Origin of the sequence: Polyangium fumosum, assembly GCF_005144585.1 — a bacterium.
In the GTDB taxonomy this organism is placed as follows: Bacteria; Myxococcota_A; Polyangia; order Polyangiales; family Polyangiaceae; genus Polyangium; species Polyangium fumosum.
Window position 1 is genome coordinate 25,799 of record NZ_SSMQ01000021.1, and the last position, 23,588, is coordinate 49,386.

19 protein-coding genes and 1 pseudogene are annotated in these 23,588 nt (G+C 71.1%); 5 read left to right on the plus strand and 15 right to left on the minus strand.

Annotation, left to right across the window (positions count from 1 at the left end; genetic code table 11):
• Window positions 1-251: 251 nt before the first annotated feature.
• The gene (gene xerD / locus E8A74_RS20855) at window positions 252-1,142 is read right to left on the minus strand and encodes a site-specific tyrosine recombinase XerD (protein ID WP_136930798.1); all 891 of its coding nucleotides are present in this window, start codon (window positions 1,140-1,142) and stop codon (window positions 252-254) included.
• Window positions 1,143-1,319: 177 nt separating this feature from the next.
• Here xerD and E8A74_RS20860 point away from each other — a divergent pair, with 177 nt between their 5' ends.
• Together E8A74_RS20860 and E8A74_RS20865 are read left to right on the plus strand one after the other, a co-directional pair.
• Window positions 1,320-2,240: an N-formylglutamate amidohydrolase gene (locus E8A74_RS20860; RefSeq protein WP_232379684.1), complete on the plus strand. Its 921-nt coding sequence runs from the start codon at window positions 1,320-1,322 to the stop codon at window positions 2,238-2,240.
• Window positions 2,241-2,280: 40 nt separating this feature from the next.
• A complete protein-coding gene (locus tag E8A74_RS20865; protein ID WP_136930799.1) occupies window positions 2,281-3,519 on the plus strand; it encodes a hypothetical protein in 1,239 nt (412 codons plus the stop codon).
• 405 nt (window positions 3,520-3,924) lie between these two features.
• On the opposite strand, the gene E8A74_RS20870 is transcribed toward E8A74_RS20865, so the two are convergent.
• On the minus strand, window positions 3,925-4,974 hold the full coding sequence (locus tag E8A74_RS20870; RefSeq protein WP_136930800.1) for a hypothetical protein: 1,050 nt from the start codon (window positions 4,972-4,974) through the stop codon (window positions 3,925-3,927).
• Window positions 4,971-6,089 carry a bifunctional chorismate mutase/prephenate dehydratase gene (locus tag E8A74_RS20875; RefSeq protein ID WP_136930801.1) on the minus strand — a complete coding sequence of 373 codons (1,119 nt, stop codon included), beginning with the start codon at window positions 6,087-6,089 and terminating at the stop codon, window positions 4,971-4,973. The genes E8A74_RS20870 and E8A74_RS20875 overlap by 4 nt, the downstream gene beginning before the upstream one ends.
• A gap of 150 nt (window positions 6,090-6,239) precedes the next feature.
• Here E8A74_RS20875 and E8A74_RS55545 point away from each other — a divergent pair, with 150 nt between their 5' ends.
• A complete protein-coding gene (locus E8A74_RS55545; RefSeq protein ID WP_269749883.1) occupies window positions 6,240-6,374 on the plus strand; it encodes a hypothetical protein in 135 nt (44 codons plus the stop codon).
• A 26-nt stretch (window positions 6,375-6,400) separates the two neighbouring features.
• Here the strand turns inward: E8A74_RS55545 and E8A74_RS56035 are convergent.
• Window positions 6,401-6,697 (minus strand): annotated as a pseudogene (locus tag E8A74_RS56035) (FmdB family zinc ribbon protein); the annotation flags it as partial.
• A 108-nt stretch (window positions 6,698-6,805) separates the two neighbouring features.
• Here E8A74_RS56035 and smc point away from each other — a divergent pair.
• Window positions 6,806-10,408 carry a chromosome segregation protein SMC gene (gene smc / locus E8A74_RS20885; RefSeq protein WP_136930803.1) on the plus strand — a complete coding sequence of 1,201 codons (3,603 nt, stop codon included), beginning with the start codon at window positions 6,806-6,808 and terminating at the stop codon, window positions 10,406-10,408.
• A 42-nt stretch (window positions 10,409-10,450) separates the two neighbouring features.
• Here the strand turns inward: smc and E8A74_RS20890 are convergent, their stop codons facing one another.
• Window positions 10,451-11,482 (minus strand): DUF933 domain-containing protein, encoded by a 1,032-nt coding sequence (locus E8A74_RS20890; RefSeq protein ID WP_136930804.1) that lies wholly within the window; start codon window positions 11,480-11,482, stop codon window positions 10,451-10,453.
• 98 nt (window positions 11,483-11,580) lie between these two features.
• On the opposite strand from E8A74_RS20890, the gene E8A74_RS20895 reads away from it, so the two are divergent.
• Entirely contained in the window at window positions 11,581-12,057 is a 477-nt protein-coding gene (locus E8A74_RS20895) for an acyl-CoA thioesterase (protein ID WP_136930805.1), read from the plus strand.
• Here the strand turns inward: E8A74_RS20895 and E8A74_RS20900 are convergent.
• The 10 genes from E8A74_RS20900 to E8A74_RS20945 all read right to left on the minus strand — a co-directional run bounded on the left by E8A74_RS20900 (window position 12,020) and on the right by E8A74_RS20945 (window position 23,439).
• The gene (locus E8A74_RS20900) at window positions 12,020-13,471 is read right to left on the minus strand and encodes a class I adenylate-forming enzyme family protein (RefSeq protein WP_136930806.1); all 1,452 of its coding nucleotides are present in this window, start codon (window positions 13,469-13,471) and stop codon (window positions 12,020-12,022) included. The two genes, E8A74_RS20895 and E8A74_RS20900, sit on opposite strands and share 38 nt — an antisense overlap.
• Window positions 13,453-14,526: a mandelate racemase/muconate lactonizing enzyme family protein gene (locus tag E8A74_RS20905; RefSeq protein ID WP_136930807.1), complete on the minus strand. Its 1,074-nt coding sequence runs from the start codon at window positions 14,524-14,526 to the stop codon at window positions 13,453-13,455. Before E8A74_RS20905 ends, E8A74_RS20900 begins: the two co-directional genes overlap by 19 nt.
• Window positions 14,527-15,477, minus strand: coding sequence for a 1,4-dihydroxy-2-naphthoate polyprenyltransferase (locus E8A74_RS20910; protein WP_136930808.1), 951 nt, complete (start codon window positions 15,475-15,477; stop codon window positions 14,527-14,529).
• Window positions 15,474-17,255, minus strand: a complete 1,782-nt coding sequence (gene menD, locus E8A74_RS20915) for a 2-succinyl-5-enolpyruvyl-6-hydroxy-3-cyclohexene-1-carboxylic-acid synthase (protein WP_136930809.1) — start codon at window positions 17,253-17,255, stop codon at window positions 15,474-15,476. Before menD ends, E8A74_RS20910 begins: the two co-directional genes overlap by 4 nt.
• Window positions 17,252-18,661: an isochorismate synthase gene (locus E8A74_RS20920; RefSeq protein WP_136930810.1), complete on the minus strand. Its 1,410-nt coding sequence runs from the start codon at window positions 18,659-18,661 to the stop codon at window positions 17,252-17,254. Before E8A74_RS20920 ends, menD begins: the two co-directional genes overlap by 4 nt.
• Window positions 18,662-19,405, minus strand: a complete 744-nt coding sequence (ubiE, locus tag E8A74_RS20925) for a bifunctional demethylmenaquinone methyltransferase/2-methoxy-6-polyprenyl-1,4-benzoquinol methylase UbiE (RefSeq protein ID WP_211365412.1) — start codon at window positions 19,403-19,405, stop codon at window positions 18,662-18,664.
• Window positions 19,402-20,610, minus strand: coding sequence for a hydroxymethylglutaryl-CoA reductase, degradative (locus tag E8A74_RS20930; protein WP_136930811.1), 1,209 nt, complete (start codon window positions 20,608-20,610; stop codon window positions 19,402-19,404). The genes ubiE and E8A74_RS20930 overlap by 4 nt, the downstream gene beginning before the upstream one ends.
• Window positions 20,607-21,596, minus strand: coding sequence for a 3-deoxy-7-phosphoheptulonate synthase (gene aroF / locus E8A74_RS20935; RefSeq protein WP_136930812.1), 990 nt, complete (start codon window positions 21,594-21,596; stop codon window positions 20,607-20,609). The genes E8A74_RS20930 and aroF overlap by 4 nt, the downstream gene beginning before the upstream one ends.
• A 5-nt stretch (window positions 21,597-21,601) precedes the next feature.
• Window positions 21,602-22,807 carry a polyprenyl synthetase family protein gene (locus E8A74_RS20940; protein WP_136930813.1) on the minus strand — a complete coding sequence of 402 codons (1,206 nt, stop codon included), beginning with the start codon at window positions 22,805-22,807 and terminating at the stop codon, window positions 21,602-21,604.
• A gap of 62 nt (window positions 22,808-22,869) precedes the next feature.
• Window positions 22,870-23,439: a GbsR/MarR family transcriptional regulator gene (locus tag E8A74_RS20945; protein ID WP_136930814.1), complete on the minus strand. Its 570-nt coding sequence runs from the start codon at window positions 23,437-23,439 to the stop codon at window positions 22,870-22,872.
• Between the last annotated feature and the right edge of the window lie 149 nt (window positions 23,440-23,588).

Genomic DNA, 23,588 nt, shown 5'->3' on the forward strand with positions numbered 1-23,588 from the left:
CCTTGGGTAGGCAGGGTCCTCCCTGGTCTTGACCGGGGCCTGTTCGATGATCTGCGCATCGCGCAGTTCATCGAGCCTGGGTCCAGCGCCTCGCTGGTCCGGGGTCGAGGGGGCGGACAGCCCCTCGCGGGGTCCGGGGCAGCGCCCCGGCGCGGCGCTCCCCAGATGAGACCCATGCTCAGGACCCGGGACCAGGGCAAGCCCTGGACCTCGGGTGCATCGGCCACGATGCGGGCGATGCAGAGGGGCATTTACGAGCGAGGGTGCGAGCGCCGGTACACGGTGCGGACATGATCGTCCGTGAGGTGCGTGTAGATCTCCGTCGTCGTGATGTCCGCGTGCCCGAGCAAGGCCTGCACGCTGCGGAGATCCGCGCCTCCTTCGAGCAGGTGTGTCGCGAACGAGTGGCGGAGTTTGTGCGGCGAGCTCGGCTTGGTGACGCCAACCCCACGCGCATAAGCGCCGAGCAGTTTCCACACCCCCTGCCGCGTGAGCGGTTTGCCCCGAGGCGACAGGAAGAGCGCAGGCGTCATCGCAGCGCGCGGGTGATCCTTTCGAACGGCCAGATACGCATCGAGTGCGTCGAGCGCAGGCTCCCCGAGCGGCACGATGCGCCGCTTGCTGCCCTTGCCGAACGCAAACACGACGCCCTGCTTCCGATCGACGTCCGCAATCTTGAGGCCCACGACCTCACTCACGCGGAGCCCCGCCGCATACATCACGTGCAGCATCGCGCGGTCGCGGAGGCCCCGGAACGAGCGGCCATCCGGCGCCTCCAAGATGCGCCCGATCTCCTCCACGGAGAGCACCTTCGGCAGCTTGCGGCTCGTCCGAGGTCGCTCGACGAGCGCGGCCGGATTCGCCGAGATCGCCCGTTCCCGCAGCAGGAACTTGGAAAAACCCCGCACCGCCGAGAGGTGCCGCGTCGCCGAACGCGCGCCGAGCCCCTGCCTGCCGAGCTCGACGAGGTACGTCGAGACCACCGTCGCGTCGAGCTCCCCCGGCGAAGAGATCCCGCTCGCCTCGCACAAGGCGCAGAGTTTTGCGAGGTCCCGGGCATACGCCTCCAGCGTGCGCGGCGAGAGCGCGCGCTCGACGCGCAGGTGATCCAGGTACGCATCCACCCAGGCGTGCAGGTCCACGCGACGAGCCTACCCCTCCTCCCCGCCCCGCCGAAGAAATGCGCGAAACGCAAGGGGGGTGGCGCGGACGAAACTTCGCACATGGGGCGGACGCACGAGCGAGGCAAGAGGCCCTTCCGTGCTCCCGGCGAGCGCTTCACCTGCGGCCGGGCGCTTTATGGGGTATGAGTGTTCGCCGTGGTCGATCCCCGATACGACGATTGGGGGCTCCGCTCCGCCGGCGGAGCGACGCCGCCCAGCACCCAGTTCGAGGTCATCGAGCCCAAAGGGGGCGAGACCCCCGTGGTCGTCGAGGTGCCCCACGCAGGCCTGTCCCTCGACGCCGAGACCCTGTCGTTCACCGTCGCGCCCGCGCGCAGCATCGCCCGCGACGCCGACCTGCACGTCGACGCCCTCTTCGAAGACGCGCCCGCCGAAGGCGCCACGCTGCTCTACGCCCGCGCGAGCCGGTACGTCGTCGACCTGAACCGCGGCGAGCAGGACGTCGACCACGACGCCGTCGACGGCGGAGGCCGAGCCCCCTGGCCACGCGGCCTCATCTGGCGCCTCACGACGGACGGCGAGCCCATCCTCTCGCGGCGGTTGCCCCGCGCCGAGCTCGAGCGCCGGCTCGACCTCGTGTATCGCCCCTACCACCGCGTCCTCGAACAGCTCCTCGCCCGCAAGCGCGCCCGCTTCGGCTTCGCCATCCTCCTCTGCGCCCACTCGATGCCGAGCCAGGCCCGCCGCGGTCACGAAAGCGCCGGGGTCGCCCGGGCCGACATCGTCCCGGGCACCCGCGGCCGGACAAGCGCCTCCGCCGCGGTGATCGACGTCGTGGATCGACACGCGCGCTCTTGCGGCTACACCGTGCGCCACGACGACCCCTACCGGGGTGGATTCTCGACGGGCCACTACGGGACCCCAGCGAGCGGCATCCACGCCATCCAGGTCGAGATCTCTCGACGGCTCTACATGGACGAATCGACGTTACGGACGGATCCCCAGGGCTTCCAGAGTGTGCGAGAATTCGCCCGCACCCTTGTCGCCCGCCTCGCCTTCGCCGAAAACCCCACGACGCTCGACGCCCTCCGGGGGTATGCTCCGGGCGGTACCTGATCGACCGCGGGCGATCCAGATGGCCTCTCCAGCGCAGAACATGGACAGCCCGGCTTCGTCGAGGCCGGCCCCCACCGGCACGGCGAGCAGCGAGCCGCCGCCATCGGCGCGCCGCAGCGACCCCGCCGCCGCCCTGGCCGCGAAGGCCGCCGCCGAAGCCGAACCCGCCGAGGCGCCTGCGAGCGCCCCACGCTCGAAGCCTCGGGACCTCGCCGTCGTCGCGGAGGGCGCGGCGGCCGCGGCCGAGGGCGTCGAAGCCTCCTCCGACGGCGTCGCGGTGAGCGGGGTCGCCCCCAAGCTCGTTTCTCCCGCCGAGACGACGCCCTACCCGGCGACCTCGGCGAACACGTCGTCGCCCCCGCCCTCGTTGGGTCCGTCCTCGTCGCGCAGCGAGGAGCGCCCGCGGGAGACGCCGGCCAAGCCGCTGCTCGCATCCGAGGCGCTCATGGAGGACCTCGCGCCGATCGAGCCTTCGCGGCAGGCCGCGCGGTTCTGGTGCGCGGCCGTGGGCCTCGGGTTCGCGGGGCTCGGCGCGTTGCCGCTCGTGGGGGTGCGTCCGGGCGGTACGGGTGCCGCGCTCGTGTCGTTCTTGTTCGGCGGCGTCACGCTCGCGGCTGCGCTCACGCGTGTGAGTTATCGCCATCGAGGCGTGGCCATGCTCGTGCTCGGCATGCTCGTGGCCCTCGTGGGCTTCGGCGGCGCGGGGCCTGCTGCGGGCATCGCTGCGAGTGCGCCTCTGCTCGGCTTCACGCGCCTGCTGGCTGCGACGACCTTGCCGGCGGCGCTGCTCTTCCGCGCTCGCTACCGTGCTTATGCCGGGGCGCGATGGCTGCTCGCCGGCGCGTTCGTGTGTGCGTTGCCCTTCGTGGTCCTGACGGTGCTGCGCCTGGCTGCACTCTTGCCCGAGCTCGCGACGGCTGGCTCGTTCGTGGCCATCGTCGTGGTCGCGGCGGCGCTCGTGGGGTTCATGGGGTCGGAGACGACGGGGGCTGGCACGTACGTCGGCCTCGGAGTGCTCTGCGGCCTCGGCACGGAGCTCGCGATGGCGGACCTCAGCCATCCCGGCGCGTTTGCGACGTGGCAGGGGCCGACAAGCACGATCCTGGCTGCAGTGGCATTCGTGGCGGCGACGGGGCTCTCGGCGATGGGGCTCTTCCAGGTCTTGGCGTCGCGCCTCTCGGGTGACGCGCGGCGGATCGACATCCACGCGGCGGTCCCGGAGAAGCCGCGCCGGAAGCAACAGCCGCCGACAGCATCGGACTGGTCGTCTTCGGACTGACAGGCCGCCGCAGGCCAGGGTGGACAACCCCTCTGAGCTGAGCATGGGTCTCATCTGGAAGCGCCATGCCGGGGCGCTGCCCCGGGCCCCGCGGGGGGCTGTCCGCCCCCTCGACCCCGGACCAGCGAGGCGCTGGACCCAGGGTTGAAAAACTGCGCTCCGCGCAGTTTTTCAAACAGGCCGACGAAGAACCCAGGTTGCCAGCAGAACCCGCAGCGCGGCTGTCTCGGTGGGCAACGCCGCTGCTGGTCTTGACCGGGCCTGTTCGATGAGCTGCGCGGAGCGCAGTTCATCGAGCTTGGGTCCAGCCCCTGGCTGGTCCGGGTGCAGGGGCGGACAGCCCCTGCTGGGGCCTGGGGCAAAGCCCCAGCGAAGCGACTTCATGAGGAGACCAGTGCCCTCACCTCACCGCGTCAACAGCGGCCACACCCACCCGCTCGACGGTGCTTGCCCGGTCGTCGCCTTCTTCGCGACGTCGCCGAGCATCCCCAGCAAAAACCGCGCAAAGGACGTGTCGACGGGCATCGTGAAGGCGACGTCGTTCTCGCGCTGCGCCACCTGCATCTGCGGCACGGGCCCCATCAGCCCGAGCGAGGAGAGCAGACCCATGAAGCCTGTCAGCTTCTGCAGATCTCCGAGGTTGGTCGTCCCGGCGGCGGCTGATCCTGCGTCTGCGTAGGTCAGCGACCCGGCGAAATTCATGCCTGGCGGCTGGAAATTGCCGAGCGCCCGCACCTTCTGCAGGCCTGTCAGGAACGGCATCTTCTGCGTTGCGGCTTCGACCGTCCCCTGCCCGCTGATGTCGCCTGCGAGCGCGAGGGCTGCGTTCGGCGTGTTCAGAAGGTCGATCATCCATGGCGGCACGGCGCGCTTGATCTCCGAGGTCCGCAGCCGATCGAGCGCGCGACGCATGCCCGTCTCGTTGCCTGTCAGCGCTGTGTGCGGCGTGAGCAGCACGAAGCCCACGTTCCCCGCCGTGTACAGGTCCATGTCCGCGTAACGCGAGCGCACGAGGGGCAGGCCGGAACTCACCTTCGTGCGCGCCTCGGCGGCGCGGTGGATCGAGGCCACGTCGAAGTTGCCCTGGATCACGGCGCAGAAATCGGCGCCTTGCATCGCGTAGATCCCGCCGTAGACCCGCGTCACGTCTCGCGACGGCACGAAGTTCGACTCGGGGCCGAGCGGCAGGACCGCCGTGATGATCGAGCCGACGTCGGGGCCGAGGCTCGACTGGAACATCGCTGCGGCGTCGAGGTAGCCGAGCATCACGGGGGAAGATGGCAGGAGCGCGACGGGATCCCGATCGATCACCGCGGGATCGACCTGCCGGCCGCCGACGAGGACGACGTTTTGCTCTCCGCCTCGGCAGCCGGTGGGGCCGAGAGGGAGGAGCGTCGTGGAGAGGGCCAAAGCCAAGAAACGCGCCGCGTGGGCGCGAACTGCCGCAAGGGTCATGACGTTCGACGACGAGCCTCCGCCTCGGGCGTGACGTGCGTGGGCCGCTCGAGCGGGAACGAGCCCACGATCTTGAGCATCTTCGCCTCTCGCTTGATCCCCTCGAGGGCGGCGACGAGGTTCCGGTCGGTCACGTGGCCGAAGACCTCGACGTAAAACACGTACTCCCAGCCTTCGCCCGGCACGGGACGCGACTGGATGCGGCGCAGGTTGCAGCTCCGCTCCTTGAAATGCTGGAGGATCTCGTGCAGCGCGCCGGGCTTGTCGTGCACGCCGAAGAGCAGCGCTGTCGCGTCGGAGCCCGAGCGCGGCGCCGGCAGGCGCGAGACCACGCCGTACCGCATGCGCACCTCACCTTGATCGCCGATGTTCTCGCGCGCGACGCGCACGGGCGTGTCCGGGCCGAGCGCTCCGCGCGGCACGATCGCGGCGCTGCCGTGGTTCTCCGTGGCGGCCTCGATCGCGACGAACGGCGAGCGCACGTCGACGACGGCCGTTCGCGGGTGGTTCGACTCCAGGTACCGGACCGTGGCCCCGTGATCTTGCGGCGTGACGAGGATCTTCTCGACGTCGCTCGGGTTCCCCGTGACGTTCGCGAGGACCAGGACCTGCGAGAGCTCGTGCTCGCCGACGAGCTTCAGATCGGCGGCGGCGATGCCCTGGATGGTCGGGAAGATCGGGCCGTCTTCGAGCGACTCGTAGGGCACGACGGCGAACTCGGCGCGCTCGCGGACGACCTCGTCGAGGGCGCCGAGGACGGTCTCGCCGCGGACGAGCTCGGCGCTCGGGCCGAATTGTTCCCGCGCGGCCATCCAGCCGAAGCCGCCTTCCGAGCCGAGGAACACGACGCGCGGCGCCACGTCGAACACGCGGCAGGCGGCGTCGATCGCGGCGAAGGTCGGGCGGACGGCGCTCGCTGGGAGGGGCGGCTCGGCGGCTCGTTCGAGAGCGAGCAAGTGTTGCCCGTCTGCGATGGGCGCAAAACGAGCAGTCCCGCTGCGCAGCTTGATGATGTCCTGGGCGACGCGCGCCCGACGTTCGAGCTGGCGGAGCATCTGGTGATCGATCTCCGCGAGCTGCGCACGAAGCTCATCGAGCCGCTTTCTCTCGTCCATACCCCGACAACCTAGCATTCCTCGGACCGACGCGGGGCGGCCTCACCTTACACGCTTGGGGGCTCCGCGCCGGAAACCGGCTTGCCTCGAACCCCCTCACGGCGGCGGGACGAGAGGCCCGCTGCGCGTGCGGATCGGTTGGTTCAGGGCGTGGCTGTGGAGGGTGTCGAGGACGTGGTCGACGTGCTGTCCGAGGACGTCGTCGACGTCGACGAGGAGCTGCTCTCGGAGGAGCTTGTGCTGCTCTCGGACTTGGACGACGACTTGTTGTTCGACGAGCTGTAGAGGTCGGCGTACCAGCCGCCTCCCTTCAGGATGAAGCCCGTGCCGCGGGAGATCTGCCTTCGGGCGGTCTCCGCGTGGCAGCTCGGGCACTCCTTGAGGGGATCTTCACGAATCGACTGCTCGGTTTCCCACTCGTGGGCGCAGGACGTGCAGGCGTACTCGTAGGTAGGCATAACGAATACCTCTCGAAATTTCGCCGTGCAGGTACGGCTTCGTTGGACGCCTGTCAAGGCGACAAGGCGACGGCCCGCCATTCTGTCCACCCAGGTCTTCGGTGGCCAGCCCTTTCGACCCCCTCCCCGTTCGACCCGGCCGGCGACCATCGCGCTTGCCGCGCCCCCCTGGCGGGTGTAACCCTAGCGCTGCGCGATGCGTGGCGGTACGTGGCATTATGTGACGCCATGTGACCGTCCCATCGCCGGTGACGACGGATGCGGATTCGTAAGCTCGAGATTGCCGGCTTCAAGTCGTTCGTCGACCGGACGGTGGTTCATTTCGACGTCGATGTCGTGGGCATCGTCGGGCCGAACGGATGCGGCAAGTCGAACATCGTCGACGCGATCCGCTGGTGCATGGGCGAGCAGAGCGCCAAGCACCTGCGCGGCCGGAGCATGGCCGACGTCATCTTCAACGGGTCGGAGTCGCGCGGGCCGCACGGCATGGCCGAGGTCACGCTCACGTTCGACAACACCGACCCCGAGCTCGCCCAGCAGCTCCCGCTCGAATACAAGGACTACGCCGAGATCGCCGTCACCCGCAAGCTCTACCGCGACGGGACGAGCGAGTACCTGATCAACAAGACCCAGGTCCGCCTGAAGGACATCACGGACCTCTTCCTCGGCACGGGCGTCGGCACGAAGGCGTACTCGATCATCGAGCAGGGCAAGATCGGCCTCATCGTGTCGGCCCGCGCCGAGGATCGGCGCATGCTGATCGAGGAGGCCGCGGGCATCACGAAGTACAAGGCCCGGAAGAAGCAGGCCGAGCAGAAGATGGACCAGACGCGGCAGAACCTGCTGCGCATCGGGGACATCGTCTCGGAGATCTCGCGCAGCCTCTCGTCGCTCAAGCGCCAGGCCGCGAAGGCCGAGCGGTACATCGCCTACCGCAAGGAGCTCGAGGACCTCATGCTGCACGAGGCCTCGCACAAGCTCCTCGAGATCATCGTGCTGCGGCAGCGCGAGACGGGGGCGCGGGCCGAGTACGCCGAGAAGGTCCTCGCCTCCCGCACGGCGCTCGCCGCGCGTGACGCCGAGCTCGAAGTGCAGAGGCTCGCCGCGCACCAGAGCGAGGAGCAGGCCGAGAAGGCGCAAAACGCGGCGTTCTCCGCCGACAACGACGTGCGCACGTTCCAGGCCGAGCTCGCCCGCGCCAAGGATCGCTTCAAGCACCTCGAAGAGCGCAGGGCCGCGGCCACGGTCGAGCAGCAGGATCTCGAGAAGACGATCGCGGATCTGCGGGTCGAGCGGGCCGAGCTCGAAAAGCAGCTCGAAAACGTGGCGGCCGAGGAGCAACGCGAGAACCGCGAGGCGCTCGAGGAACACGAGCGGCTCGAAGAGGTGCGCGCAGGCGAGAAGGAAGCCGAGCAGGAGGCGTCGCGGCTGCGCAAGCAGGCGGCGGAGGCGGCGGCGAAGGTCGCGGCGGCCGAGGCGACGCTGACGGGCTACGAGCGGCGCTTCTCGGACATGATGGTGCGCCGCGAGAAGCTCGACGACGAGCACGGGCGGCTCGTCTACGAGCTGGAAGAGCTCGAAAAGAAGCGGGAGGCTGGGGCCGCGCAGGTCGCCGAGCTCGCCGCGTTGAAGAAGGATTCGGGCGAGCAGCGGGTCGCGCTCGAAGCGGAGGCGAAGGCGCTCCGCGAGCAGGCGGTCGCGAGTGATCGCAAGGTCGAGCAGGCGAAGAACGAGCACAACCAGAAGCGAAGCCGCCTCCGCGCGCTCGAAGAGATCCACGCGCGGCTCGAAGGCGTGGGCGCCGGGCCGAAGAGCCTTTTGAAGACGAAGGATCCGTCGATCGTGGGCCTCGTGGCCGACCGGATCGAGGCGCCTTCGGAGCTGCTTTCGGCCTTCGCCGCGCTGCTCGGCGACAAGCTGCAAGCGATCGTCGTGACGAACACGGAGCGCGCCTCGGCGCTGCTCGGCGAGCTCGCCGCGAAGAAACAAGGGCGCGCGACGCTCGTGCCGGCGCGGCCGCGGTACGTGGCGGGCGGGCCCGTGGCCTTGCCGTCGGGCGAGGACGTGGTGGGGCCGCTGTTCGAGCGGCTCCGGTTCTCCGCAGAGGACGAGCCGCTCGTGCGGGCGCTCGTGGGCGACGCGGTCGTCGTGCGCACGGCGGAGGCGGCGATCCGGCTCGCGACGTCGGGGGCGACGGTGACGCTCGTCTCGCTCGACGGGACGGTGGTTCGTCCGGATGGAACGGTGAGCGGCGGCGCGGGCGACGCGGTCGCGGCGGGGATGCTGGAGCAGAAGCGGGAGATCCGCGAGCTGCACGACGTCGTGGGCAAGCTCGGCGATCAGGTGACGGCGCTGCTCGAAGCGCAGACGGCAGAGCGGCAGCGCATCGCCGAGCTCACGGCGGCCGTGGACAAGGCGCGGAGCGAGGCGCACACGAGCGAGATCGCGCTCGTGACGGCCGAGAAGGATTTTCGGCGCGCGGAGGAGCAGCTCGCCGCGTCGCAGAAGCGGCGCAGCGCGGTGCAGCGGGATCTCGAAGAGATCATGGACGCGCTGGAGAACGCGGGCGGCGAGCAGGAAGAGGCGCGCGAAAAGCTCGAAGAGGGCCGACGGCTGCGCGAGGAGGTCTCCGGGCGGCTCGCGACGAGCGAGGAGCTCGCGGCCGAGTGGCGCGAGCGCGTGATCGCGCAGCAGTCGGTGGTGACGGAGCGCAAGGTGCGCCTGGCGCGCGTGCGCGAGCGGGCGACGGCGGCGCGGTCGACGGTGGAGCGGCTGGCGCGGTCGTGTGACGAGCTCAGCGGGCGGATCGCGCGGCTCGACGGGGAGCGGACGGACTGCGCGGAAGGCGCGGGCGTGGCGGCAGCGACGATGATGCTGTCGCGGGAGAAGCTCGACGACGCCGTGCAACGCGCGCAGAGGGCACACGCACAGCTCGAGGATGCGCGGCGCAGGCTCGACGCGGCGCGGCAGACGCTCGCCGCGAAGGAGGCCGATCTGAAGGGCCTCCGGCAGGAGTTGACGGAGGCCACCGAAAAACTCCGGCAGCACGAGATGGCGCTCGCGCGGCTCGACATCGAGGAGAACCACCTCATCGAGGGCGTGCGCGAAAAGTTCCGCGGGCTGTATCTGCCGACGGTCGTGGGCGACTACCACAAGCGCGCGCCGGTCGATCAGCAGCACCGGTCGCGCATCCAGGAGCTCGGCGAGCTGCTCGATCGCATGGGGCCGGTGAACCTCGACGCGATGCGCGAGTACGCCGAGGCCGAGGAGCGGCACAAGTACTACGCGCAGCAGAAGGACGATCTCGAGAGCGCGCTCTCCGACTTGGAGAAGGCGATCGCGCAGATGAACCGCGAGTGCAAGAAGCTCTTCAAGACGACGTTCGACGCGATCAACGCGCGCTTCAAGGCGCTCTTCCCCAAGATGTTCCGCGGCGGCGCGGCGGAGCTTCGGCTCACGAACCCCGAGGACATGCTGGAGACGGGCATCGAGATCCTCGCGCAGCCGCCGGGCAAGAAGCTCGGCAACATCGAGCTCATGAGCGGCGGCGAGAAGGCGCTGACGGCGGTGAGCCTCATCTTCGCCATCTTCCAGTTCAAGCCCTCGCCGTTCTGCGTGCTCGACGAGGTCGACGCGCCGCTCGACGAGGCGAACGTCGCTCGTTACAACGAGGCGATCCGCTCGATGACGGCGCACTCGCAGTTCATCCTGATCACGCACATCAAGCGCACGATGCAGTCCGTCGACGTGCTCTACGGCGTGACGATGCAGGAGCCGGGCGTGTCGCGCATCGTGAGCGTCAAGGTCAACGAGAACGCGAAGTCGAAGGACCACCCCGCCGAGACCGTGGCGGTGGCGTGACCCCCTCCCCTCTCTCTGCGGGAGAGGGGTCGGGGGTGAGGGTCACGTACCAGATCGGAAGTGCACGACATCGCCGTCCTTGACGATGTAGTCCTTCCCTTCGAGCCGCATCTTGCCCTGGGCCTTCAAGGCGGCCTCGGTGCGCGCGATCTCCAGGTCCTCCGGCCTGTAGATCTCCGCGCGGATAAAACCTCGTTCGAGGTCGGAGTGCACCTTGCCCGCGGCGCGCTTTGCGTTCGTGCCGCGGCGGATCGGCCAGGCGCGACACTCGTCGGGGCCCGCGGTCAGGAAGCTGATGTAGTCGAGCAGGCGGTAGGCCTCGCGCACGAACACGTTCCGCGCAGGCTCGCCGAGGCCGAGTCCCTCGAGGAAATCTTTCTGCTCGTCGACCGGCAAGGCCGCGATCTCCGCCTCGATCGAGCCGCAGAGCGCCATCTTCACCCACTGCTTGCCGTGCTTCGTCTCGCGCAAGCGCGCGCGGGCCGGGTCGTTCCACGCGTCCTCGGAGAGGTTGTAGAGCGTGATGAGCGGCTGCATCGAGAGGAGCTGGATCCCAGGGCCGAGCGCGCGCAGCTCCTCCTCCGAGAGCTCCAGCGTGCGCAAGGGCTCGCTCTTCTCGAGGTGCTCGATCATCTTCGTGTTCACCTCGACCTCGGGGCCCTTCTTCGCCTCCTTTTTGAAGCGCTCTTTGCGCTTCTCCAGCGTGCCGAGGTCGAGCAGGAGCAGCTCCTCGTCGAACGCCTTCTCGTCGCGCGGCGGGTCGGGCGGCGTCGTGAGCGAGGGGTTTTCGAAGCCTCGCACGACGTGCACGACCACGTCGGCGTTGCGCATCCCCTGGAGCACCGCGGGCGGGAAGGCGCCGCCCGAGCGCGTGCCGCTGCCGACGTCGACGAAGGTGATCTCCGCGAAGGTCGTCTTCTTCGGGCTGAAGATCGCGGCGAGGAAGTCGACCCGCGCGTCGGGCACCTTGATGTTGCCGTAGGCGATCTCGCGATCCGCCTTGCCGCCGGGCGCGAGCGCCCGAAAGACCGTCGTCTTGCCTGAACCCGGGTAACCGCAGATTCCTACGTGCATCCTCGCCCCTCCTTGCGAAGTCCCCTGCTTCGTGCGTGCGCGACGATACCATCTCCGGCCGGCTGTCCGCTCCCCACGCTTGCGGTACGCTCCCGGCCATGTCCGACAGACCCCGCCTCTCCCCCGACGATCTCGTCCACGCGTCCACGGTCCTTCATGCCGAACCTCGGCCCGTGCGCTTCCAGGACGTCGACGCCGCCGGGATCATCTACTTCGCCCGCGTGCTCGAGTACTTCCACGACGCGTTCCTGAGCCTGCTCCGACGCGCCGGCATCGACCTCCCGGGCATCCTGCAGGAGGGCAAGTGGGGGATGCCGCTCGGGCACGCCGAGGCCGATTACCTTGGGCCGATGCGGTTCGGCGACGACGTGGTCGTGGAGATCGTGCGGCTCACGCTGAGCGAACGGTCGCTGCACGTGGGGGCGCGGGTGCGCTCGACGGAGGGGCGCGTGCTCGCGATCGGGCAGGCCGTGCACGTGTGCATCGATCGGGAGACGTTCCGGTCGAGGCGCCTCCCGGAGGAGACCGTGGCGGCGCTCACGGCCGTCGGGGCACAGGGGAAAGGCGCGGGCTGAGCTCACGGACGGCGCGGGCGCGGTCGAGCTTGCCCGAGGCGGTGAGCGGCAAGGAAGCGACGGCGGCGACGAGGCGCGGGCGCTTGTGGGGGGCGAGGCGCGCGGAGGCTTCGGCGACGAGGGCGGCGGCGTGGGCCGGGTCGGGCGGGTCGAGGGCGAGGCCGGCGGCGACGATCTGGCCCCAGCGCTCGTCGGGGACGCCGAAGACCACGGCGCGCGTGACGCCGGGGAGCGCTTCGAGGGCCTGCTCGACCTCGGCCGGGTAGACGTTCTCGCCGCCGGTGACGACGAGGTCCGTGCGGCGGGCGTGGACGAAGAGGCGGCCGTGTTCGTCGAGGGCGCCGAGGTCGCCGGTGTCGAAAAATCCGTCCTCGGTGAGCGAAGTACGCAGGGGCTCGTCGGGTCCGGCGAGGTAACCGCTCATGAGCATGGGTCCGCGTACCTGGATGCGGCCGACTTCGCCGGGATCCGTGAGAGTGCCGGTGTCACGGAGGGTGCGGATGTACACACCAGGGAGCGCTTTTCCGGATCCTGGCTCGGTGGTCCCCGCGGCTCGGAGGGGCTGGCAGGTCACCTGCGAACAGGCTTCGGTGAGGCCGTAGGTCGTGAGAGCGAGGACACGGCGGGCGGCGGCCTCTTCGAGGAGCGCGGGGGGCGCGCCGGCGCCGCCGACGAGGACGAGGCGGAGCGTGGCGAGGGTGCCGTCCCGGTCGGCGTCGAAGAGGGCGCGGAGCATGGTGGGGACGACCGAGAGCAAGGTGACGCGCTCGCGGCGGATGGCGCGGAGGACGGCGTCGGGGTCGAAGCGGGGTTCTAGGACGATGGGCCTACGGGCAGCGACGCACCGCGTCACGATGGAGAGGCCCCCGACGTGGGCGAGGGGCATGCAGGCGAGCCAGCGGTCGTCGGGGGTCCAGCCGAGGTTCTTGGCGCTGGCCGCGGCGCTGGCGGCGAAGGCTCCGCGGGAGAGGACGGCACCCTTCGGACGGCCCGTCGTGCCCGAGGTGAAGAGGATCGCGAGGGGCGTGGACGGTTCGGTAGTTGTGCGCGGAAATGATCCAGATTTCGGAAGGTTATCGCTTTGGATGAAAGGCGAAATCTGAAGATCCGGACGCGCATCTTCGGTGATAACGCGCACCTCGGCATCGGTCAGCCGCGGGTGGATCGGGACGAGGGCGACGCCGAGCTCGATCAGGGCGAGGATCGTGACGACCGTGCCGATGTCGCACGTCGTTCGCAACGCGGCGCGGCATCCAGGGCCGAGTCCTTGGGCCACGAGGGATGACGCGGCGCATTCGACGTACGTCGCCAACTCGCCGAACGAGATCACGCGGCCGTCCTCGATGAGCGCCGGTTGTGTCGCGATCCCGGGCTCGCGGATCGCGTCCAAGATGCTCAGTCCGTCGTGATCCATCGGTTTCGGGCCTCCTCCGAGAAGCCGAGGCCCGGGAGCGCCGCCTCCCGGACCGTCCCCGACCGCCCGCGCTGCGGGATCGCCATCGCCGGATACGTCGACAGGCCCGCGTGGGGTTCTAGCCCACACGCGAGCGGCGGCTTGGGCAAGGCACGCGCGAGCTCGGCGGCCGCGGCGAGGCCCACGGGACCGTCAGCGAAGTGCGTGACGACGAGGTCGAGGCCCGCCTCCGCGCCGATCGCCGCGACGGCGAGCGCCCGATCGAGGCCCCCGAGGGCCGCAGGCTTCAGGATAAACGCGGCGCACCCCGCGGCGCGCGCGAGGCGCTCGGCCATACCCGGGAGGAGCAGGGACTCGTCGGCGGCCCAGGGGACGGCCGCGGGGCCGAGGTCGGGCAAGAGCGCGGCGGGGACGGGTTGCTCGACGTACCGAGGCGCGACCTCCGCCAGGCGGACGAGTTTTTCCTGGGCCTCGGGGATCGTCCACGCGCCGTTCGGGTCGAGCCGGAGCTCGAACGGCGGCGGGAGGGTTTTCCGTAAGGCCCGGAGCGCGGCGAGCTCCCGCGCGAAGCCTGCCTCGTCCCGGGCGCGAAGCTTGACCTTCACGGCGTGGAGGCCGGCTTCGGCGAAGCCGCGGGCGCGCTCGACGAGGTCGGGCGCCGAGGCGTCGAGCAGGGCGTTCGTGGGCACGGTCGCCAGACGATCGGCCCCGGCGAGGCAGGCCGCGACGGAGAGGCCGCGGCGCAGGCCCACGACGTCGAAGAGGGCGGTCTCCGCGGCAAAACGCGCCGCGGGGTACGGGGCGAGGGCGCGCTCGACGGGCACCAGCGCGGCGGCGACGGCTTCGCGCGGCGAGAGGTCGTCCCGGGTCGTGGCGAGGTTCGGGAGGGCTTCGCCGAGGAGGACGGCGAGGGCCGAGGCGACGTCCGCGGCAAACGGGGGCAAGGGAGAGGCTTCGCCGATCCCGAGGCGCTTGTGCTCGTCGCGGAGGCCGAGGCGCACGAACTGGCGGTTCGGCCCGTAGGACGGTTGCGCGGCGCCGCCCTGGATCCGCACCTACGCGCCCCCGACCACGAGCCCGACGCTGAACAGGATGCCGAAGAGCAAGAGCAACATGGCCGTCCGCGCGAGGACGGCGTTCAGCGGGCGGCCTTCCCGGGTCGCGAGGGCGCGGAGCAGGCCGAGGGCGAGGGGCAAGGAGGCGAGCGGCAAGAGCGCCCAGGGCGAGCGGCCGAGGGAAGCGACGCAGACGACGGGCGCGGCGTAGGAGGCGGCGAGGAGCGCGGCGTATTCGAGGATGCCGGCGCGGCGGCCGAAGCGCACGGCGAGCGTACGCTTGCCGGCCTTCACGTCGGTCTCGCGGTCGCGGACGTTGTTGACGACGAGGATCGCGGTGGCGAGGGCGCCCACGGGGACGGCCGCGATAACGGAGAGGGGCGGGACGCCGCCGACCTGGACGAAGGCCGTGCCGCAGACGGCCACGAGGCCAAAGAACAGGAAGACGAAGACGTCGCCGAGCCCGTGGTAGCCGAGCGGGTACGGTCCGCCGGTGTAGGCGATGCCGGCGAGGATCGAGGTGATGCCGATGGCGACGATGGGCCATCCGCCCACGGACGCGAGGTAGAGGCCGGGGAGCAGGGCCAGCGCGATCGTGACGGCGAGGCCCATGCGAACCTCGCGCGGCGTGAGCAGGCCGGTGGCGGTGGCGCGGGTCGGGCCGAGGCGCTCCTCGGTGTCGGCGCCCTTCTCGTGGTCGAAGACGTCGTTCGCGAAGTTCGTGGCGATCTGGATGAGGATCGAGCCGAGCAGGGCCGCGAGGGCGGGCAGGACACGGAACGAGCCGCTTGCGTGGGCGACGGCGCTGCCGACGGCGACGGGGACGACGGCGGCGGTCAAGGTGGCGGGCCGGCAAGCGAGCACCCAGGCGCGGACCGAGCCGGGGCGGACCGGGGGCGCGGAGGCGGCGGAAGGCAAGGACCCGAGGGTCGCGGTCTTGTCGGGGCTCATGAGAGGTCCTCGCGGGCGAGCGTGGCGGCGAGCTCGCTCCGGAAGCAGGTGACACGCGTGCGGCCGTCGTCCGGCGGGACCACCGCCTCGATCAGCGTCGCGCCGGGCGTCTTCAGGGCCTCGGCGAACGCGCGGACGAAGGCCGACTCCGTGTCCGTCCGGGCGAACCGAACGCCGAAGGCCGCCGCGGCCGGCGCGAGATCAACGGGCTCGTGCATCGTGAAGTACTTATCGAAGCGCTCGACGTCGACGGCGCGGGCGATGGGGAGGCGCTCGAAGATGCGGCCGCCCTGGTTCTGGACGACGACGACGACGAGGGGGACGGGGGCACGGCGCGCGAGCGCGAGGCTCGTGAGGTCGTGCAGGACGCTGGTGTCGCCGAGGAGGAGGACGACAGGCCTGCCGGCGACGGTGGCCGCGCCGGCGGCGGAGGCGACGAGGCCGTCGATGCCGCTGGCGCCGCGCTGGTGGAGGACGCCGAGGGGGCTCGGACGAGGCGGGGCCCAGAGGTCGACGTCGCGGACGGGCAAGCTGTTGCCGACGGAGAAGAGCGCGCCCGCAGGGCAACCGGCGATGACGAGGCGAGCGACGGCGGCCTCGGTGAGGTGGGCCGCGGAGGCGTGGGCCTCGGCGAGGGACCACGCGAGGGCGTCGGCGCGGCGGAAGCTCTCGGCCCACAGGCTCGGCGAGGGCCGACGCGCGGGGCCGAGGCGCGCGGCGAGGGCGCGCGCGGTCTCGGCGGGATCGGCGAGGACGAGGGCGGTCGCGTCCTGGGCGGGATCGTTCCAGCCGTGGGGCGCGATGACGAACCGCGCGGCCGTCGGGTGCTTCGCGAGGTACTCGACGTATCCCTGGGACGTGGCGGGCGCGCCGAGCTCGATGAGGAGGTCGGGGGCGTGGCGCGCGGCAAAGGCGGGATCCCGCAGCAGGGTGTCGAAGGCGGCGCAGGCGACGACGTCCGGCGCGGAGGAGCCGAAGCGGGCCTGGCTCGTGGTCTCCGCGAGGAGGGGAAAGCCGGTGGCACGGGCGAGGGCGACGGCAGCTTCGCGCAGCGGGGCTTCGGGGCGATCGACGGGCGCGGGGCCGCAGACGATGAGGCCTCGTTCCGTGTGGGAGGCGAGCTCGGCGAGGGCGTCGAGGGCCTCGGGCGGGGCGGCGGTCCGGGGCGCGAAGACGCGGGTCGTGCCGCGGCGGAGGACGTCGGTGAGGCGCGTGGATCGATCGGCATCGGGCCACGGCTGGGACGGCTCGAGCGGCTTGCGGAAGCGCGCGTTCACGTGCACGGGGCCCGGATCGGGGCCGAGGGTGCGTGCCGCGGCGTGGAGCGCGACGCGGGCCGGGGCTTCACGCGGCGCGCCGGGATCGGGCAGGCCGAGCTCCACGAAGAAGCGCACGTGCGCGCCGAAGAGCTTCGTCTGATCGATGGTCTGCGACGCGGCGACGTCGACGGCCTCCCAGGGCCGATCGGCTGTGACGAGGAGGAGCGGGACGTGGCTCTGCGAGGCCTCGATCACGGCGGGGGTGAAGTGCGCGCCGGCCGTGCCCGAGGTGCAAAGCACGGCGCTCGGGAGGCGGGTCACGCGGGCCTGACCGAGCGCGAAAAAGGCCGCGGCCCGCTCGTCGACCGCCGTGTGGATCCGCAGGCCCGCCGTGACGTCGGCGGCGAGCGCGAGCGGCGTGGAGCGGGAGCCCGGACAAACGACGACGTCACGCACGCCGGCGGCGGCGAGCGCGGCCATGAAGGTCTCGGCCCAGGCGAGGTGCTCGTTCGTGCTCATTGGATTCCCAGGGCCGCGAGCATCGGAGCTTGCTTGGCGCGGGTCTCGGCGTACTCGGCCGGCGGATCCGAGCCCTCGACGATCCCGGCGCCCGCGTAGAGCCAGGCCTCGTCGGGCGAGACGAGCCCGGCGCGGATGGCGACCGAAAAATCGCCGTCCCCGGCGGCGTCGAACCATCCGACGGCGCCCGTGTACCAGCCGCGCGCGTCGGGCTCGTGCGTGGCGATCCACGCGGTCGCCTGCTCCCGCGGCGTGCCCGAGACGGCGGGCGTCGGGTGCAAGGCCTCGACGAGCGCGAGCACGTGCGTGTCGTCGCGCAGGGCGCCGCGGATCGGGGTCCACAGGTGGTGGACGTTGGGGAGGCTGCGGATCGACGGGGCGTCGGGGACGTCGAGCGTGTCGCAACGAGGGCCGAGCACGGCCGCGATCGCTTCCACCACGAGGGCATGCTCGCGTCGCTCCTTGGGGTTCGCGAGGAGCGCCTGCACGAGGGACGCGTCGTCGACGCCACGCCGCACCGTGCCCGCGAGCCCGTCCGTGCGGACGACGCGACCGCGGCGCGAGATGAGCCGCTCGGGCGAGGCGCCGAGGAAGACGTGCTCCCCGCGCTGCACGGCGAACCGCGTGGTCTCGGCGTACGCCTCCGCGAGACGCGAAAGGGCAACACGCGCATCGAGCGGACGAACCGGACGAACACGCGTCGCGGCGACGGGAACGACCTTGTCGATCTCGCCCGCACGGATGGCGTCGAGCGCCTCGCGCACGAGAGAACAGAACGCCTCGCGGCTCGTTCCTTCGATCCGCGCGCCCTCCCCTGCCCCACGCGGCAGCGCGTCCTGCGCAGGCTGCGCTGCGATCACGAAAACGGCTTCGATCGACGCGAGCTCGGCCTCGATCGCAGAACGCTCCGGCGCGAGATCTCCGTCACGCACCAGAAGCCAAAGCCAAGCCTCACCAGGGCGGGTCACGTACATCCACCGCGCAAGGGAAAAACTCGCATCCGCGAACGCGGTCCACGGCGGCACGTGACGCGCCTCGGTCCGGAAGGACAAACCCCCGACGAACCGCGGCCCCGGCGCGCCGCCTGCGTCCGCATCGCGCTCCTCGCGCAACGTCGCGAAGATCCTCCGCGCCGCGCTCGTGATCTGCGCGAGACGCTCGGGTCCGCTCCCTTCGACCCGCGCGACCTCCCCAAACCCCACGACGCCGATCGGCTCCTCGCCCTCGCGTGGAGGGGCCTGAAACAACACGATCGGCGCGGCGGACGTGCACGCGTCGACGAGCCGGGCCGCAGGCACGACCGGCGCTGGGGCCACGACGGCCACGAGCTCCCCCGCCGATCCCGCACCTCTCCTCGTCGCCCGTGAAAGGCGCGCGAGGAGGTCTGCCCCGAGGCCCGAAGACACCTATACCTCCTCCCGACGCGTCCCTTCCCCGAGCGGCGTGCCCACGAAGAGGTGCGCGACCCCAAACGTGAGCGGCGAAGCCTCGAGTACGGAGAGCCCCGCTTCCTCCATCATCCGCGAGAAGACATCGGGCGACGGAAACGCCTCGATCGAACGCTGCAAGTAGCGGTACTCCTTCGCCCCGGAGAGCGCCGCGCCGATGCGCGGGACGATCTCGTGCACGTACGTACGCGCGAGCAGGCCCATCACGCCGGCGCGAGGCTCGGAGAGCTCCAGCAGGACGACACGTCCCCCCGGCCGTGTGACGCGCGCCATCTCGCGAAGGGCCTTTGCCCTGTCGGGCACGTTGCGGATGCCGAACGCGATGGCCACGCCGTCGACGCTCGCGTCCTCGAACGGCAAAGCCTGCGCGTCACCGATGCGCAGCGTGACGCGGCCTTCGAGGCCCGCCGCCGCGAGCTTGTGCGCGCCCTCGGCGAGCATGCCGCTCGACGGATCCAGGCCGATCACCGCAGCGTCGGGGTGCGCCTTCGCGATGGTCATCGCGAGGTCCGCGGTCCCCGTGGCGAGATCGAGCACGCGCGCGCCCGAGCGGAGCGCGAGCGCCTCGACGGCGCGGCGCCGCCAGCCTTGATCCATTCCGAGCGAGAGGATCCGGTTCAAGAGGTCATAACGCGCCGCGATCGCGTCGAACATCTCGCCGCTGCCTGCGCGCGGAGCCTTCGTCGTCTCTTGGCTCATCATCCCACCTCGCTTCGAGGCCCGCTCGGCGCGGGCGGCGGATCGGTGGCCTGCACGCTGTTCTTCCGCTCGTGCAGGCGCATGTGACCTCGCTGGATGCCCTCCCCCGCGAGCGCGCGCAGCGCCGCGAGGTTCGACGCAAGCCCGACCGACGCGAGCGCGATGGCGAGATCGCCCGCCGTCGCCGCGCCCAGCATGTCGAGCGCCGCGCGCACGCCGGGATGCGCGCTCGACAGGCCGCCGGCCGTGCCCACCGCGAGCGGCAGCTCCGCCTCGCCGACGAGCCCGCCGGGCTTGCGCTTCCACGTGCTGAGCGGCCGGTACGACCCGCGGTGCGCGGCGAACGCGTGCGCCCCCGCCTCGATCGCCCGGAAATCCTGCCCGAGCGCGATCGCGGCCGCATCGAGGCCGTTCATGAAGCCCTTGTTGTGGGTGACGGCGCGGAAGACATCGAGCTCGGCGAAGCGGCTGGCGCGCGCGATGCCGCTCGCGAGCTCCGATCCGCCCACGTCCTCGTCGCTCACCTCCGCGCGCACCCGCACGAGGCGCCGCAGCGGCAGGTTCGTGAGGATCCGGAGCCCCATCGTCCCGCCCGTGATCGCGTGCACGGCGGGCGCCATCGCCTCGGCCACCGTGTCGACCGTGTTCGCGCCCATGCAGTCGCCCACGTCGACGTGCACGTGCAGCACGATCACGCCGAGCGCCTCGTCGAGCACCCGCACGTCGAGATCACGCACGCCGCCGCCGCGGGCCACCATACGCGGGATCGACGCGTCGCCGAGCGCAGAGAGCCGCGCGCGCGCTTCGAGGATCCGCGCGCAGGCCGCGGTCGGATCGGGCACGTCGTCGAGCTGGATCTGGGCCGTCATGATCGGCGGATCCGCCTCGCCCGAGAACCCACCCGAGGCGCGCACCATACGCGCCGCGTTCGACGCCGCGGCCACGACGCTCGGCTCCTCGACGGCCATGGGCACGAGGACATCGCGGCCGTTGATCACGAAGTTCAGGCCCACACCAAGCGGCAACGCGTGCGTTGCGATCACGTTCTCGCTCATGTGATCGGCCACCGTCACGTCGAGGAACCCGCCCCGCGCGAGGTGCGCGAACGAGACGTCGTCGACGGCGCCCATCTCGCGCAGCACGACGAGGCGCGCCTCGGGCGATCGCTCGTAGAACTTGCTGAGGCGGCTCGTGATCGCGCGCTTCATCGGGCCCCCTCCGCCGAGACGAGCCGACCGAGCAGCGCGCCGAGCTCGCCGAGCGGCACCGCCTGCGGACCATCCGAGAGGGCCGTCGACGGATCCGGGTGCGTCTCGATCATGAGGCCCGCCGCGCCCGCCGAGAGCGCCGCGCGTCCGAGCGGCGCGACGAGATCCCGCCGGCCGAGGCCGTGCGAAGGATCCACCACGACCGGCAGCCTATGCACGTACCGAAGGAGCGCGACGGCCCCGATGTCGAGCAGGTTCCGCGTCGAATCGTCGAACCCGCGGATCCCACGCTCGCAGAAGATCACGCCCTTGGATCCATGCGAGAGCAGATACTCGCCCGCGAGCAGCCACTCCTCGATCGTCGCGGACATGCCGCGCTTCAGGAGCACCGGCTTCTCCGTCTTGCCGATCGCCTTCAGCAACGAAAAATTCTGCATGTTGCGCGAGCCGACCTGCACGAGATCCGCGTACGCCGCGACCGCGGAGACGTGCCCCTCGCCGAGCGCCTCGGTCACGACCCGCATCCCCGCCGCGTCGGCCGCGCGCCGCACCCATTCGAGCGCGACGTCGCCGTGGCCCTGGAACGCGTAGGGGCTCGTCCGCGGCTTGAACGCGCCGCCGCGGATGAACGACACGCCGAGCGACGAGAGCACGGAGGCCGTCTCGTGCACCTGCGCCTCGGATTCGAGGCTGCACGGGCCGCACATGAAGACCGGTTTGTCCGTACCCACCGGCAAGCCGCCCACGTCGACGACGGGGCCTTGTGCCGAGACCAACGGGTGCGCGGGCTTCGGCGTCGTCACCTCGGCGACGCCGTCGATGCGCGCGAGCTCCTCGGGATCCGCCGGCTGCGAGTGCGGCGCGATCACGTAATGCACGGCGTTGCCCGACGTGCTGCGCTCCACGCGCGAGACCCAGAGCCCCCGCCCCGTGAGCTCCCTGAGCACGTTCGCCGCGTCGGCGCCGCTCTTCAAGGACACGATCATGGCGCTTACCTCCTGCGCTCGGGCGTCGCGCGCGCGACGGTCACGAGCGCACTCTTGGCGACTCCATCCGGGATCGACGAGAGCCCCGCGATGGCCTCCTCGCAGAGCTTTCGCGCGAGCGCGAGGCACTCGTCGACCACGCCCGACGAGCGGAGCTGCGAGGCCACGCGACCGCCCACCTCGGGCCCGACCTCCTCACCCGCGCACACCGCTTCGAGCAGCGGCACGAGCTCCGGGCACCGTTCGAGCGCGCAGAGCAAGGGGTACGTCATCTTCCCCTCGCCGAGATCCGCGAGCAGCGTCTTGCCCGTGGCCTCGGGATCTCCCGCGACATCGAGCACGTCGTCGACGAGCTGGAACGCGACGCCGAGCTTCTTGCCGTAATCGACGAGCGCCTCGCAGCCCTCGTCGCTCACGCCGCCGGCACGCCCGCCCGCGAACATCGCCCACCGGAAGAGCGAGGCCGTCTTGCCGTCGACGATGTGGAAATAGTCGCTGGCGCTCGTGTCGAGCTTGCCGCGGCGCGCGAGCTGCATCGACTCGGCGATCACCATCTCCTTGATGACGTCGAGCATGCGCGCGAGGACCTCGGGGCTGCCCGCGCGCTGAATACGGCAGAGCGCCTCCACGAGCAGCCAGTCGCCGCCGAAGATGCTCGCGGCGTTGCCGTAGATGACGCGCGCCGCGTCCGCGCCACGCCTGCGCGCGCCGACGTCGACCACGTCGTCGTGCAGGAGCGTCGCGTTGTGCACGAGCTCGACGGCCACGGCATAGGCGCGCGCCGCGTCGTTGAAGCCCTTGCCCACATGCGCCGCGAGCGCGACGACGATGGGCCGCAGGCGCTTGCCGTCTTGCGCGAGCAGGTGCCGCGCGCTCGCCTGGGCCGGCGTCTGCGCCTCGAGGCTGTTCGACGTTCCGGCGTCCTCCGCCCCGAGGCTGTTCGACGATCGGGGCTTCGGATCGCCTCCGGCGTCCTCCGCCCCGAGCTTGTTCGACGTTCGGGGCTTTGGATCACCTCCGGCGTCCTCCGCCCCGAGCCCCACGGCCGCGATGGCGCGATCGACCTCGTCGAGGTCCTTCGCGAGGAAGAGGCGGAGCTCCGCGAGCTTGCCCGCGAGCGGATCGAGGCCGTGCTCCTGGCAGCCACGCTCGAGGGTTCCGACGACGTCGTGATGCGGGACGCGCTGGATGGGATACGTTGCGATCGACATGGGTTCTCCCGCCGGGGCACGGCGTTTCCGCGTCGTCCCCGGACCGAAGGGTCTCGAGATGGCTAGGCCCTGCGCTTGCGTGTCGCCACGCGAAGCGGAAAACGGATGAGGTCGCCGAAAGGCGAGAAATCCACGCGGCGCGATCGGATGAAGCCGTCGAGCGCGGTCTCCGCGACGATGACGAAGGAGAGCAGCCGGCGCACCCGATCCGCGCGTTGCTCGGCGCCCGGCAGGCGCGGGCGAGCCTCGAGCATCGTGACCGCGCGTTCGAGCCGCGCCCGCACCGACTCGGCGAGCAGCCGCTCGCGCTCGTCGAAGACCTTCGAGATCATCTTCCAGAAGTCCGTCTCGGCCTCGAAGTACTCCTTGCGCTCGCCCGGCTTGAAGACGCGGCGGACCACGCCCCAGCGCTGAAGCTCGGTGAGCGACATGCTCACCGCCCCGGCCGACAGGCTCAGCCGCTCGCCGATGACGGCCGCGGGCAAGGGCTCCGCCGCGATGAACAAGATCGTCCACACACGCCCGAGGACACGCCGAAACCCCCAGTGCTCGATCACGTCGCCGATCGCCTCGGCTGCGATGAGCTCGGCCTCGTGGCCATCGTCCTGTCTCGGGGTTTCACGCTCGGACATGGTGGAATGAACTTTCAAAAGATTTTGAAGGTGCAGGTAGCGATAAAACAAGGTGCGGTCAAGATGGAGCGCAGCGTTTTCACGCGCAGCGCAGCGCGTCGGAGTCACGGCGCAGCGTGACGACGCGGCGCGAAAGGTGGCGGGAACGT

What these genes read in the sequence shown, in the direction of transcription:
- E8A74_RS20865 (WP_136930799.1), top strand. Translation starts at nt 2,281, where the DNA reads ATGGACAGCCCGGCTTCGTCGAGGCCGGCCCCCACCGGCACGGCGAGC.
- menD (WP_136930809.1), bottom strand. Translation starts at nt 17,255, where the DNA reads ATGAGCACGAACGAGCACCTCGCCTGGGCCGAGACCTTCATGGCCGCG.
- smc (WP_136930803.1), top strand. Translation starts at nt 6,806, where the DNA reads ATGCGGATTCGTAAGCTCGAGATTGCCGGCTTCAAGTCGTTCGTCGAC.
- E8A74_RS20890 (WP_136930804.1), bottom strand. Translation starts at nt 11,482, where the DNA reads ATGCACGTAGGAATCTGCGGTTACCCGGGTTCAGGCAAGACGACGGTC.
- E8A74_RS20945 (WP_136930814.1), bottom strand. Translation starts at nt 23,439, where the DNA reads ATGTCCGAGCGTGAAACCCCGAGACAGGACGATGGCCACGAGGCCGAG.
- E8A74_RS20895 (WP_136930805.1), top strand. Translation starts at nt 11,581, where the DNA reads ATGTCCGACAGACCCCGCCTCTCCCCCGACGATCTCGTCCACGCGTCC.
- E8A74_RS20900 (WP_136930806.1), bottom strand. Translation starts at nt 13,471, where the DNA reads ATGGATCACGACGGACTGAGCATCTTGGACGCGATCCGCGAGCCCGGG.
- E8A74_RS20870 (WP_136930800.1), bottom strand. Translation starts at nt 4,974, where the DNA reads ATGACCCTTGCGGCAGTTCGCGCCCACGCGGCGCGTTTCTTGGCTTTG.
- E8A74_RS20910 (WP_136930808.1), bottom strand. Translation starts at nt 15,477, where the DNA reads ATGAGCCCCGACAAGACCGCGACCCTCGGGTCCTTGCCTTCCGCCGCC.
- ubiE (WP_211365412.1), bottom strand. Translation starts at nt 19,405, where the DNA reads ATGATGAGCCAAGAGACGACGAAGGCTCCGCGCGCAGGCAGCGGCGAG.
- E8A74_RS20875 (WP_136930801.1), bottom strand. Translation starts at nt 6,089, where the DNA reads ATGGACGAGAGAAAGCGGCTCGATGAGCTTCGTGCGCAGCTCGCGGAG.
- aroF (WP_136930812.1), bottom strand. Translation starts at nt 21,596, where the DNA reads ATGATCGTGTCCTTGAAGAGCGGCGCCGACGCGGCGAACGTGCTCAGG.
- E8A74_RS20940 (WP_136930813.1), bottom strand. Translation starts at nt 22,807, where the DNA reads ATGTCGATCGCAACGTATCCCATCCAGCGCGTCCCGCATCACGACGTC.
- E8A74_RS20930 (WP_136930811.1), bottom strand. Translation starts at nt 20,610, where the DNA reads ATGAAGCGCGCGATCACGAGCCGCCTCAGCAAGTTCTACGAGCGATCG.